Genomic DNA, 12,424 nt, shown 5'->3' with positions numbered 1-12,424 from the left:
CAGCTCGGCGACATCGTGGTTCGGCGGGTGACGGGTCTGTCCGGCGCACCGCGCTCACGGTGCGTCCGGGTAGATGTCGGATCACGCCCCCCGGGTCTTGAGCCGTCCGGGCGACGCCGTCGCGCACCGTAGGCTGTGGGCGTGGTGCCGTTCCTCAAGTTCTCCGTGCTCAGGCTCGCGCTGTTCCTCGTCGCCCTGGTGACCTTCTCCTGGCTCGGCGCCGAGATGCTGCTGGCGGTCGTGCTCGCCGCGGTCGTCTCCGCGCTCCTGTCGTACGTGCTCCTGCGCGGCCCCCGCGAGGAGCTCGCCGGCACGATCCAGGACCGTGTCCAGCGCCGGCTCGAGGCGGGCGGGGCGAAGCCCTCCGCAGGGTCCCGCCGCCGGGCCGAGGACGACGCCGTCGAGGACGCCGCCGCGGACGCCGCGCTCGCCCGGCAGGACGAGGCTGCGCGCCGGGAGGCGGCCCGCGAGGGCTCAGCCGAGGAAGGCCAGCCCGGCGCCCAGCAGTAGCCCGTAGACGAGCTCGAGCCGGCCGGTGTCCCGCAGCACCGGCAGCAGGGCCCGCCCGGTCGCACCGCCGAGGACCGCCCGCAGCGGCACGACGGCGAACGGCGCCGCGGCGACGACGACCATCGCCCAGGGCCGCCCCGAAGCGGCGCAGACCGCCGCGACGACGAACGCGACGGCGACGAGCCCGGCGTACAGGGCCCTGGTGCGGGCGTCGCCGAGCCGGACGGCGAGCGTCCGCTTGCCGGCGACCGCGTCCGTCGGGATGTCCCGCAGGTTGTTCGCGACGAGGATCGCGCAGGCGAGCGCCCCGACGCCGACCGCGCCGAGCACCGCAGGCAGGTCGACCGACCCGGCCTGGGTGTACGCCGTCCCGAGGACGGCGACGAGCCCGAAGAAGACGAAGACGAAGACCTCGCCGAGGCCGGCGTAGCCGTAGGGCCGTGTGCCGCCGGTGTAGTACCAGGCGGCGAGGATGCTCGCGGCGCCGACGGCGACGAGCCACCAGGCACCGGAGACCGCGACGAGCGCGAGCCCGGCGGCCGCGGCGACGCCGAACGCGAGGAAGGCCGCCCGCTTGACCGCCGCCGGGGCGGCCGCGCCCGAGCCGGTGAGCCGGAACGGGCCGACCCGGTCGTCGTCCGTCCCGCGGATGCCGTCGGAGTAGTCGTTCGCGTAGTTCACGGCGACCTGGAGGGCGAGCGCGACGACGAGCGCGAGCACGGCCCGGACGGCCTCGGGCCCGCCCCACAGGTCACCGGGGTACGGCGGTTCGAAGAGCCCGGCGCGCAGGGTGCCCGCCGCGGCGCCGGTGCCGACGAGGACCGGGGCGACGGCGGCGGGCAGCGTCCGGGGCCGGGCGCCCTCGAGCCACTGGGCGGGCGTGGCCCGGGGCGCCGTCCCGCCCGTCGTCGCACCGGTGCGGTCTGTCGTGTCGTCGGGGGTCACCCGCGGTCTCCCAGGGTCGCGAGGCGCGCGAGCGCCGTCCGGTCCGGCTTGCCGGGTCCGCGCAGCGGCATCCGGTCGAGCACGAGCAGCTGGCGGGGCGTCGCGCGGGCGGTGACGTCGGCCGACACCCGCTCGCGCACCTGCGCCATCGACGGCGCGGTCGCGCCGTCGGCGAGCACGAGGGCCGCGACGACGCGCTGGCCCCACTCGGCGTCCGGCACGCCCACGACGACCGCCTCCGTGACACCGGGCAGGCGCAGCAACGCGGCCTCGACGGCGGCCGGCGCGACCTTGAGACCGCCGGTCGTCACGACGTCGTCGAGCCGCCCGAGCAGGTCCAGGCGGCCGCCGTCGGGCAGCCGACCGGCGTCGTCCGTCGCGAACCAGCGCGCGCCGTCCGCGACGAAGAAGCCGCCCGCCGCCGAGCCGTCGTCCGCGGACCGCCCGCGGTAGCCGCGCGCGAGCACCGGCCCGCCGAGCAGCACCCGGCCGTCGGCGCCGGTCGCCCCACCTGCACTGCCCTCAGGAGCGAGCCGGACCCGGACCCCGTCGAGCGGCACGCCGTCGTACACGCACCCGCCGCACGTCTCGCTCATGCCGTACGTCGTCACGAGCCGGACGCCGGCCGCACGCGCCCGCTCCTGCAGGCTCGGCGCGGTGGCCGCACCCCCGACGAGGACGGCGTCGAAGCCGGTGAGCGCGGCCAGGCCCGGGCCGCCGGCGTCGAGCAGCCGGACGAGCTGGGTCGGCACGAGCGAGGTGTACCGGCGCGGGCCGCGCATCCGGGCGGCCGCGTCGGCGAAGTCGTCGGGCCGGAAGCCCCGCGTGAGGTCGAGCACGACCGGCGGGCCGCCCCCGACGAGCGCGCGCAGCAGCACCTGCAGGCCCGCGACGTGCTGCGCCGGCAGGGCGAGCAGCCAGCGGCCCGCGCCGCCGAGCCGGTCGTGGGTCGCCGAGACCGAGGCGAGCAGCGCCGACGCATGCAGCAGTACACCTTTGGCGGCGCCCGTCGAGCCGGACGTCGTGACGACGGCGACCGTCGGGTCCGCCGGGTCGTCCTCGTCGCCGTCCAGCGGCTCGCCGGGGCGCAGCGCCGGAGCGGGTGCGGCGTCCGCGTCGTACGGGAGGAGAGCGGGTCCGGCACCGGACAGCGCGGCCCGCAACCGCGGCAGGACGTCGAGCACGGACTCGTCCGACGCGATCGCGACGGGTTCGAGGACGCGGCTCACAGCCCCAGAGTAGGAGTCGCCCGCGCGCCGCCGACGAGCGGCCCGCCCGCGGTGGCAGGCTGACCGGGTGCTGTCGGTCGAGGAGGCGCTCGCCGAGCTGGGACGAACGGATACCCGGCTCGTGGACCACGCCCGCCTCGCCTGGGAGGCGCTCTCGGGGGGCGGCGGACCGGAGACCGTGACCCAGTGGCGGGTCCAGCAGTTCTGCTGGTTCGAGCTCGCCGCGGCCGACCGCCTCGCGGGCCGGCGCTGGCCGCTCGCCGAAGGGCTCGCGGCCCTGCTCGACGGGCTGGGCCTCGGCCGGTACGCCGGCATCGCGCGCAGCAGCACGACGCGCGAGGTGCTCCTCGCCGCCGACCAGTCGAACGGCGGCGGCCACACCCTCGCCGACCGGGCGTCGCAGCGCTCCGGGATCCACCCGCCGGACACCGAGCTCGTGACGTGGCGCGGCCGGTGCGGCCCGGTCGAGGCGACCCTCTACGAGCTCGTCGCGGACCGGCTCGAGATCGCCGTCGTCCTCGGCGACCTGCAGCCCGGCACCCGGGGCTGGCGTGACCAGCAGGCCGAGCTGACCCTCGCCGTCCTCACGACCCCGCACCCGGCGTTCGACGACCGGCCGCCGTACGAGGCGCTCGTCGCCGAGCGGGTGCACCGCTGGGTCCGCCGGCCCCGCTCGACGACCCGGACCGGTCTGCTCGCGCCGCTCGAGCGCCGCCTGCTGAGCCGCGTCGACCCCGGGATGGCCGCCCCGGCCCGCTCGCTGCTGCGCCCGATGGACTGGCTGCTCACCGAGATCCACGAGGACGGCCTCCCGCTCACCGCCGCCGGCTACCTGCCCCCGCGCACCGTCGCCCGCGCGCTCGACGAGCTCGGCTGGCGCGACGAGATCGTCGGCCCGGCCTCCCGCGAGGTCGACGCGTACCCGGTGCTCGTGCTGCGCGAGTCCGCGACCCGGCTCGGGCTCGTCCGCCGCCGGTCCGGCCGGCTCGTGCGCACCCAGAGCGGCCGCGCCGCCGTCGCGGACGGCCGCACCCTGTGGCTCGAGGTCGCCGCCGGTCTCGTGGGCCCGGAGGACTCCGCGCTCGCGACGGCGTGGGAGGTCGTGCTGGCCGTCCTCGAGCCGGGCGACAGCGTCCCCGAGCAGGACGTCCGCGCCCTCGTCCAGTCCGTCGTCGCCGAGTCCGGCTGGCGCCTCGCCGGACGCCGCGACCCGGTCGGCGTCGACACCGCGCCGCTGTTCTTCGCGGTCCTGCGCGAGCTGCGCTGGCTCGAGCTCGTCGAGGAGAGCGGCGCCCTCCTCGACCGCCGCCTCCAGGCCCGCCCGGGCGCCGGCGACCTGTTCCGCGCGGCCCTGCGGCACCGCGTCCTGCACACGGCCCAGGGCTGAGGCCCTCGCCCGCAGAGGGGTCCAGACCGGGCCACCGGCTGCCGACAACCTCCCCGAGGGGCCCGCGCACGACCGCGCGGGCGGAGGGGGTGCACCGGGTGGGCCGGCTGAGCGCCGACGAGCTGGCGCGGATGAGCACGGCCGAGCGGCACAGCGTGCTGCGCGGCGTGCTCAGCCGTCGCGGGCTGCTGCGCGCCGCCGCGGTCACCGGTGCCCTGGGGGCCGGACCGGTGCTGCTCGCCCCGCGCGCGGGGGCGGTGTCGTCGGGCACGGTCCCGCTGCTCGCCCGCTGGCTCGCGTTCGGCGAGGACCCGCGCACGCAGGTCCGGGTCCGCTGGCAGGTGGGCGGGCCGGTGACGGGCGCCGCCGTCCGGTACGGCTCGGACGTCGGGTACGGCAACGACGTGCCGGCCGCGCTCGAGGTGCTGCGGACGGTCATGCCGAACGGCCGCGTCGTCGAGCAGTACTACGCGGGCGCCGACCTCGGCGGTCTCACACCCGGCACGACGTACCACTACCAGGTCGTCCACGACGGCGGCGTCGCCTCGAACGACGCGACGTTCCGGACGGCGCCCGAGCCGGCGGACCGTGCCCGGTTCAGCTTCACGGCGTTCGGCGACCAGAGCGTCTCGAGCTGGGCGGTCTCCCTCGAGCAGGTGATGCTGAAGTTCGACCCGGCCTTCCACCTGCTCGCCGGCGACATCTCCTACGCCGACGCGAGCGGTCGCGGCGAGGCGACGGACGACTACGAGCCCACCCGGTGGGACGCCTACTTCCGGCAGATCGAACCTGTCGCCGCGCACGTGCCGTGGATGGTCGCGGCGGGCAACCACGACATCGAGATGCTCTACGACGGGCACGGCTACGGCGGTCTCACGACCCGGTTCGCGCTGCCGACCAACGGCCCGTCGGCCTGTCCCACGGCCTACACGTACACGTACGGCCGGGTCGGCTTCCTCGTCGCGGACTCCAACGACCTCACGGCCGAGCTGCCCGCGAACCGCGACTACTCCCAGGGCCGTCAGCTGCTGTGGGTGCGGGAACGGCTCGCGGCGCTGCGCTCCGACCCCGACGTCGACTTCGTCGTCGCGGTGCTGCACCACTGCGCGTACGCCACCGCGGCCGAGCACGGCTCGGACGAGGGGGTCCGCTCGACGCTCGGGCCGCTCTTCGACGAGTTCGGCGTCGACCTCGTCATCAGCGGCCACAACCACGTCTACGAGCGCACCGACCCGATCCGCGCCGGGGTCGCGGCGGTCGAGGCACCGGCCGGCTCCGTCGTCGCGAGCGCGGACGCCGGGACGACGTACATCTGCGCGGGCGGCGGCGGCATGGGCCTCAACGGCTTCGCCGTCGCCGACCGCAACACGATGGTCCGGGACGTCGCGCCGCCGGAGTTCGACGCCCGGCTCGTCGCCGGCAACGGCACGCTGACGACCGAGACCGTCGGCTGGTCGCGGGTCCGGTACACCGGGCACTCGTTCCTCGTCGTGGACGTCGACCCCGGGCCCGTCGCGTGGTCGGCGACGATGCGGGTGCGGATGGTCACCGTCGACGGTGCCGTCCTCGACGACGTCACCCTGACGCGTGACACCGCGAGCTGGGTGACCCGCAACGGCACGAACCTCCTCGTCGCGGCCGGCGGGGTCGTCGGCGCCGGGCTCGCCGGGGCGGTGCTGCTCGGCGGCCGCGACGAGCCGGCGCCGGAGCCGGCGCCCGTGTGGTCCGGGCCCTCACCGGCGGACCGGGACGCGGCCGCCCGCCGGCGGGCCGACGTCCTCGCCGAGGCGACCCGCGCGGCGCTCGCGGCGGAGGACCTCGAACGCTCGGGGGCCGACGCCCTGGGCCGGCTCCCCGACCCGCTCCTCGCCGGCGCCCTGGCCCTCGACCTGCTCACCGCCGACCCGGCGTCCCTGCCCCGCCGCAGCGACGAGGACCGGCCGGACGGCGCGTCCGACGGCCAGCTCGCGCTCGACCTCGTGCTCCCCGTGCCGCAGGACGACGTCCCGGAGGACGCCCCGGACGACGTCCACGAGGACCTCCCGGAGGACGCCCCGGACGACGCGCCGCAGGGCACCCCCGACGACGGACCACGGTTCGGCGACGACCTGCCCGAACCGCTGCCGGACGTCGAGGACGACGTCGAGTGCTTCGAGACCGACGACTCCCGCTACCTGGACGGCGGCTACCTGCCCTGGCCGTTCGCCGGTGCGGCGGGGCCCGTCGACGGGCCCGATGCCGAGCCCCTGCCGCCGGGCACGGCGCTCACTGCCGCGCGGGACCTTCCGGGGCAGCGTCGTCCGGAGGGGTCGTCCCCGACGCCCCCGGGGAGCCTTCCTGCCTGAGCTCCTCCTCGCGGCGGCGCAGGTTCTCCTCCCAGGCCGCGAGCCGGCTCTCGTCCTCGCGGCGGGCGGCCAGCCCGGCGAGGAACTCCGGGTCGTCGTCCGGCGCGAGCGAGCGGCCGGTCCGACCGGGCCGCTCGTACTCGGGGTAGCCCGCCGTCCCGGTCGCGGGCCACGGCACCGAGCCGGCGCGCCGGTCCGGGCGGCCGAGGAGCAGCCAGGCGATCGAGCCGAAGAGCGGCAGCACGATGATGACGACGAGCCAGGCCCACTTCGGCAGGTTCCGCGGCACCGGCGTCTGGATGCAGTCGACGATCGCGTAGATGAGCAGGCCGACCTCGATGAGCAGCGGCAGGCCACGCGTGGCCACGAACAGCACGTCGTCCCCCTTCGCCGGGCGAGGGGCCGATCATGTCACCTCAGGCGGCCGCGGTTCCGCCGATCCGCGCTGTCGCCGTCCGCAGCTGCTCCTCGCGCCGCCGCAGGTCGTCCTCCCAGCGGGCGAGCATCGCCTCGTGCTCCTCGTTGAGCTCCCGGAGCTGGCCGAGCAGCACCGCGTCGTGCGCGCCGTCCACCGGTGCCGCGCTCCTCGGCGAGGTCGCCGGCGCGGCCGGCACCCCGGCCCCGGCCGTCGATGCGTCACCCGCGGCGGACGTCGCCCCGGCTGCGGCGCGCTGCCGTTCCGCCGCCCGCCAGGCCCGGCCCGCGACGAGGTACCCGACGCCGCCCGCGATCGGGAAGACGAGGATGGCGACGGCCCAGGCCCAGCGCGGCACGATCCGGACGGCGGCCTCCTTGGCGATGAGGACGTCCACGAAGCAGAACAGGGCGAACCCGACCTCGAAGACCAGGCCGATACCGCTCGTCAGGTGAATCATGCGCAGGGCTCCCACGACGGCGCGCCGACTCCTCGACGCGGCTCAGGCTTCGACTGTGCGACGGACGGCGGCCCGGCGCATCCCGAGGTGCCGGGTCCGTGACTGGCGCCCGCGGGCAGCACGCTGCTAGAACGTCGGCCGTGTCGACCGTCGCGAACGTCCTCGTCGCCCTCATCGCCCTGCTCCACGTCTACATCCTCGTCATGGAGATGTTCCTGTGGCGCACACCGCGCACCCGGGCCTCGTTCGGGCTCACCGAGGAGATGGCCGAGGCGACGGCGGTCATGGCCGGCAACCAGGGCCTCTACAACGGCTTCCTCGCGGCCGGCCTGTTCTGGGGGCTCTTCGCCGCCGACCCCACCGGTCGCGAGGTGACGATCTTCTTCCTGCTCTGCGTGGCCGTCGCGGGCGTCTACGGCTCGCTCACCGCGAGCCGCCGGATCCTGTTCATCCAGACCGTTCCCGCGGTGCTCGCGCTCGCGGCGGTGCTCGCGTCCTGACCGTGCCGACCGGGCCGATGGCTCAGTCGACGGTCCGGTCGAGCGGCCGCACCCAGCGGCTCCAGGAGTGCTGCCGGGTGTAGCCGAGCGCCGCCCACGCGGTCCCGCCGGAGTCGTTGCCGTCGAGGACCATCGCGTCGGCCCGGGCCGCGCCGAACGCGGCGAACCGCGACTGGGCCCGGCCGACGAGGGACCGCGCGATCCCCTGCCCGCGGCGGTCGGGGGCGACGGCGAGCCGGTACAGGTGGGCGCGCCAGCCGTCCCAGCCCGCGACGACGGTGCCGACGATGCGCTCGCCGGGCGGCGCCGCGCCGTCCGGCTCGACCGCGAGCAGCAAGGCGTCGGGGTCCCGGGCGAGCAGGGCGCGGACGGCGTCCGCGCTGTCGGCCGGGCGGTCGGCGTTCTCGGCCGCGCCCGCCCAGAACGCGAGCACCGCCGCGACGTCCGCCGCGGTCGCCGTCCGGTAGTCGACCACGGACGACGAGACTACGGGCGCGTGCAGGGCCACCTCAGCCGGGTTCTCAGCCCGCGTCCCCGACGAACTCGACGCCCCAGACCTGCCCGAGCGGCGCCGACGTCGTGAGGATCCCGGTCGCGACGCCGGGGACGACGTCCTCGGGCACGGTGAAGGTCCAGCTCGTGGCGTAGCCGGTCTCCTCGCCGCCGGCGTCGGCGGTGCCCAGCGGGAAGGTGCGCCCGTTCCACGTGAGCTCGAGGGCGACGTCCTGCAGCGGGACGGACGGCGTCGGCGGGTCCGCGCGCTCGCACCCCGGCCCGTAGACCGTCACCGAACCGGTGTCGTCGCACCCGGCGAAGAAGTACTTGCCGGTGACCGTCACCGTGGCGCCCGGCTCGAGCCGGACGACGGGCACGGGGACGTCGCTGCCGGGCAGCGAGGTCGGTGACGCCGTCGGCCCCGGCACCGCGATCTGTGCCCCGGCGCACGACGCGGTCGCCGTCGTCGGCGCGAACAGCCCCAGCCCCGCCGCCGCGACCGCCACCAGCAGCCCGAGCCGCACCAGTCGTCTCATGATCCCTCCCGCTCCCATGATGCTCGCCGCAGGTCCCGGATCGGGGGTGCGGACGGTCTCGGATCGGTACCGGACGTGAGCATCGGCAGTCTTCGGAGCAGGGGTGCATGGTGTCGTTCTGTGATCGGGGAGGTGCGGTGCGAGACCTCGTCACCCGTTGGGGTGCGGCGCGAACCCTAAATCTTTGTCACCCACCGTATGACCGGCCCGATCCGCTTCCTGTGACGATCACGCTCCGCCATGATGGGCGCCCCCTGGGCGTCACGGGCGCCCTCTGGCACCAAGGGATGACATGGCCCCGAACCGCCCCTCCCGGCGTCGTCGCGTCGAAGCGACCGTCGCCGCCCTGCTGCTCCCCGCCGCCGCGCTGCTCGTGTCGGCCGGGCCCACGCAGGCCGTCGTGACCGCCTGCTCCGGCAAGCCGCAGGACATCAACGGTGACGGCTTCGCCGACATCGCGATCGGCGAGCTGCGCGGCGGCCCGACGGGCGGCGGCCGACTGCACGTCTTCTACGGGACGGCGACCGGCCCGGCGACCGTGGCGACGGGCGACGCGCCCGACGACCAGGTCTTCGCGCAGGGCGTCGGCGGCATCGCCGGCGTGGACTCCAAGGGCGACGCGTTCGGCGCCACGGTGCAGATGGGCGACCTCAACGACGACGGCTGCGCGGACGTCGCGGTCGGCATGCCGGGCAACGCCTCCGGCCGGGGCGCCGTCGTCGTCCTCTACGGCTCGATCACCGGCCTCTCCGGTACGGGCTCGCAGTTCTTCACCGAGGACGTCGTGGGTGCCGGCGAGGCCGAGCCCGACGAGGGCTTCGGGTCCGGCCTGTCCGTCGGCGACTTCGACGGCGACGGGGTCGCCGACCTCGCCGCCTCCGCGCCGTTCGACGCCGTCGGCGGCGGCACCGAGCGCGGCGCCGTCGTCGTCCTCTACGGCTCGGCGGCCGGCGTGAACAAGGGCACCCGGCCCGCGTCGATCCACCACCAGAACCTCGCCTCGGTCCCCGGCACGGCCGAGGACGGCGACGCGTTCGGCTTCATCATCGGTGCGGACGACGTCACCGCGGACGGCATCTCCGACGTCGTCGTCGGGGTGCCGGGCGAGAACATCGGGGCCGGGATCGTCCAGGTGCTGCCCGGCAGCGCGACCGGAGTCGGCGCGACGACCGGCCTCACGTTCAGCCAGGACAGTGTCGGCGTCCCCGGGGCGCCCGAGGACTTCGACCACTTCGGCTACTACGTGACGACGGGCGACGTGAACGGCGACGGCGCGCCCGACCTCGTCACCGGCGTCCCGGGCGAGGACAACGCGCGCGGCATCGTCCAGGTGATCTACAGCGACCCGGTGACGAAGAAGCTCACGACGACCGGCGCGCAGACCGTCTCCCAGGCGGTCACGGGCGTCGACGGCACCCCGGGGAACGGCGACTTCTTCGGTGGCTCGGTGGCCGTCGCGAAGCTCGACGGCGACGCGTTCGGCGATGTCGTCATCGGTACCCCGTCGGACGCCGTGACGACGCGTTCGGAGGCCGGCTCGGTGTCGATCATGCGTGGTTCGGCGGCCGGGATGACGACCGCCGGGTTCGGCGGCGTCCGGATCACCCAGGACACCACGGGCGTCGCCGGGTCCCCGGAGAACGGCGACCTCTTCGGGTTCGCCGTCACCGGTGCCGCGGTGCAGGGGCTCGCAACGGAGAACGTCGTCATCAGCGCGCCGGGCGAGAGCATCAACGGCGTCCTGCGGGCCGGGCTCATGGTCGTCCTCACCGCCACGGCGACCGGGCCGTCGGGGACGGGGAGCGACACGATCGAGGCCGGGACGCCGAACGTCGCCGGTGCCCGGACGGCGGAGGGTCGCTGGGGCTGGTCGATCGACTGACGCCCTGCCCGGATCAGCGATGTGACACACCGTGCATCTCTGATTCCCCTGCGTAGACACCCCGGGGCCGCCATGATGGCGGTCCCGGGGTGCCGCGCCGGTGCCCGCCGTCCCGCGAGGTCACCCATGGCACCGAGCTTCCCGTCCCACCGTCGTCGCGCCGGGGCGGCACTGGCATCGCTCCTGCTCCCCGCCGCGCTGCTCGTGGCCGCCGACCCCGCGGGTGCCGTCGTCGCCTCCTGCGCCGGGACGCCCCAGGACTTCAACGGCGACGGCTTCGCGGACTTCGCGGTCGGTGAGGTGGACGGCGGCGCGACCCACGGCGGCAAGGTGCACGTCTTCTACGGGACGGCGTCCGGCCCGACCTTCACCGGCTCCGGGGACGCCCCGGACGACCAGGTCTTCCAGCAGGGCGTCGGCGGTGTGCCGGGCGTCGACGCCGCGGGCGACGGGTTCGGCGCGACCGTGACGGCGGGTGATCTCAACGACGACGGCTGCGCGGACCTCGCGATCGGTGCTCCCGGCAACAACCGCCGGGTCGGGTCGGTGACGGTCCTCTACGGCTCGCCGGGCACCGGGCTGCGGACGACCGGCGCCCAGTTCCTCAGCCAGGACAGCATCGCCGCCGGCGAGGCGCGCTTCGGCGAGCAGTTCGGCGCCTCGATCGCGGTGGGCGACCTCGACGACGACGGGGTCGAGGACCTCGCCGTCGGCGCCCCCTTCGACATCGTCGAGGTGCCGGGCGGCGCCGACCAGGGCGCCGTCGCCGTCTTCTACGGCGCCACGACGGGCGTCGGGCGCAGCACCCGCGCCGACGTCCTGGTGGACCAGAACGACGCCACCGTGCCCGGCACGGCGGAGGACGGCGACGCGTTCGGCTACGCGGTCGCGGCGGGCGACGTCACCGGCGACAGCATCGACGACCTCGTCGTCGGTGCCCCGGGCGAGAACGGCAGCGGCCTCGTCTCCCTCCTGCCGGGCAGCGCGACCGGCGTCGGTGCCACCGCGGGCACCGGGTGGAGCCAGAGCACCCCGGGCGTGCCGGGCGCGAGCGAGACCGACGACTCCTTCGGCGAGACGGTGACCCTCGGGGACATCACGGGCGACGGCGCACCGGACGTGCTCATCGGCGCGCCGGGCGAGAACGTCGGCCGCGGCGCGGTGACGATCCTGCTCAGCGACGGCACGACCCACGCCGTCGGGGTCGCGGGAGCGCAGGCCTTCAGCCAGAGCACGGCCGGCGTCGACGGCGCCGCCGGGGTCGCGGACGACTTCGGCTTCGCGATCGCCGTCGCCGACCTCGACTCGGACAGCTACGGCGACGTGGCGATCGGAACCCCCGGTGACGACATCGGCGCGGTCGTCGGGGCCGGCTCGGTGACCGTGCTGCGCGGCTCGGCCGCCGGGGCGACCTTGGCCGGCTACGGCGGGGCGCGGATCAGCCAGGAGTCGGTCGGCGTCCCCGGCGGCGCGGAGAGCGGCGACGGCTTCGGGTTCGCGGTCTCCGGCGCGGGGATCCGCAACACCGGGGTCGACGACCTGCTCGTCGGTGTCCCCGGCGAGACCCTCGGCGCGGTCTCCGAGGCCGGGCTCACCCTGATCCTGCCCGGGCGGACGACGGGTCCCTCCGGCGTCGGCAGCTCGGAGGTCGAGGCCGACAAGCTCAACGTCGCAGGCGGCCGGACGACGAACGGGCACTGGGGGTTCTCGCTCGACTGAC

The 12,424-nt window shown here is 76.0% G+C and carries 12 protein-coding genes; 6 read left to right on the top strand and 6 right to left on the bottom strand.

The annotated features are described in order from the left end of the window. The first annotated feature begins 141 nt into the window (after positions 1–141). Positions 142–510, top strand: coding sequence for a DUF4229 domain-containing protein (locus tag ECOMGDLI_RS15460; protein ID WP_158221017.1), 369 nt, complete (start codon positions 142–144; stop codon positions 508–510). Here ECOMGDLI_RS15460 and ECOMGDLI_RS15455 read toward each other — a convergent pair. Together ECOMGDLI_RS15455 and menE are read right to left on the bottom strand one after the other, a co-directional pair. Further along, positions 475–1,455: a 1,4-dihydroxy-2-naphthoate polyprenyltransferase gene (locus tag ECOMGDLI_RS15455; RefSeq protein ID WP_088317708.1), complete on the bottom strand. Its 981-nt coding sequence runs from the start codon at positions 1,453–1,455 to the stop codon at positions 475–477. The genes ECOMGDLI_RS15460 and ECOMGDLI_RS15455 overlap by 36 nt on opposite strands. Then, positions 1,452–2,684, bottom strand: coding sequence for an o-succinylbenzoate--CoA ligase (gene menE / locus ECOMGDLI_RS15450; RefSeq protein WP_143447731.1), 1,233 nt, complete (start codon positions 2,682–2,684; stop codon positions 1,452–1,454). The genes ECOMGDLI_RS15455 and menE overlap by 4 nt, the downstream gene beginning before the upstream one ends. Before the next feature lie 67 nt (positions 2,685–2,751). On the opposite strand from menE, the gene ECOMGDLI_RS35945 reads away from it, so the two are divergent. Then, a complete protein-coding gene (locus ECOMGDLI_RS35945; RefSeq protein ID WP_143447730.1) occupies positions 2,752–4,071 on the top strand; it encodes a hypothetical protein in 1,320 nt (439 codons plus the stop codon). A gap of 98 nt (positions 4,072–4,169) precedes the next feature. After that, positions 4,170–6,416: a metallophosphoesterase family protein gene (locus tag ECOMGDLI_RS15440; protein WP_088317706.1), complete on the top strand. Its 2,247-nt coding sequence runs from the start codon at positions 4,170–4,172 to the stop codon at positions 6,414–6,416. Here ECOMGDLI_RS15440 and ECOMGDLI_RS15435 read toward each other — a convergent pair. Continuing rightward, complete coding sequence (locus tag ECOMGDLI_RS15435) at positions 6,337–6,783, bottom strand: PLD nuclease N-terminal domain-containing protein (RefSeq protein WP_198954888.1); 447 nt, start codon at positions 6,781–6,783, stop codon at positions 6,337–6,339. The genes ECOMGDLI_RS15440 and ECOMGDLI_RS15435 overlap by 80 nt on opposite strands. A gap of 49 nt (positions 6,784–6,832) precedes the next feature. Then, positions 6,833–7,291 carry a PLD nuclease N-terminal domain-containing protein gene (locus tag ECOMGDLI_RS15430; protein ID WP_088317705.1) on the bottom strand — a complete coding sequence of 153 codons (459 nt, stop codon included), beginning with the start codon at positions 7,289–7,291 and terminating at the stop codon, positions 6,833–6,835. Between the two features lie 140 nt (positions 7,292–7,431). Between ECOMGDLI_RS15430 and ECOMGDLI_RS15425 the strand changes: the two genes are divergently transcribed. Beyond that, complete coding sequence (locus tag ECOMGDLI_RS15425) at positions 7,432–7,791, top strand: DUF1304 domain-containing protein (protein ID WP_088290254.1); 360 nt, start codon at positions 7,432–7,434, stop codon at positions 7,789–7,791. A gap of 22 nt (positions 7,792–7,813) precedes the next feature. Here ECOMGDLI_RS15425 and ECOMGDLI_RS15420 read toward each other — a convergent pair whose 3' ends face one another. After that, a complete protein-coding gene (locus tag ECOMGDLI_RS15420; RefSeq protein ID WP_088317704.1) occupies positions 7,814–8,266 on the bottom strand; it encodes a GNAT family N-acetyltransferase in 453 nt (150 codons plus the stop codon). Between the two features lie 46 nt (positions 8,267–8,312). After that, entirely contained in the window at positions 8,313–8,822 is a 510-nt protein-coding gene (locus ECOMGDLI_RS15415) for a hypothetical protein (RefSeq protein WP_143447729.1), read from the bottom strand. Between the two features lie 292 nt (positions 8,823–9,114). On the opposite strand from ECOMGDLI_RS15415, the gene ECOMGDLI_RS15410 reads away from it, so the two are divergent. Continuing rightward, positions 9,115–10,704 (top strand): FG-GAP repeat protein, encoded by a 1,590-nt coding sequence (locus tag ECOMGDLI_RS15410; protein WP_088317702.1) that lies wholly within the window; start codon positions 9,115–9,117, stop codon positions 10,702–10,704. Positions 10,705–10,830: 126 nt separating this feature from the next. Further along, positions 10,831–12,423 (top strand): FG-GAP-like repeat-containing protein, encoded by a 1,593-nt coding sequence (locus ECOMGDLI_RS15405; RefSeq protein ID WP_158221016.1) that lies wholly within the window; start codon positions 10,831–10,833, stop codon positions 12,421–12,423. Position 12,424 lies beyond the last annotated feature (1 nt).

Origin of the sequence: Kineosporia sp. R_H_3 (assembly GCF_002198675.1) — a bacterium.
Taxonomy (GTDB): Bacteria; Actinomycetota; Actinomycetes; order Actinomycetales; family Kineosporiaceae; genus R-H-3.
This window is presented reverse-complemented; position numbering and strand designations above follow the sequence as displayed.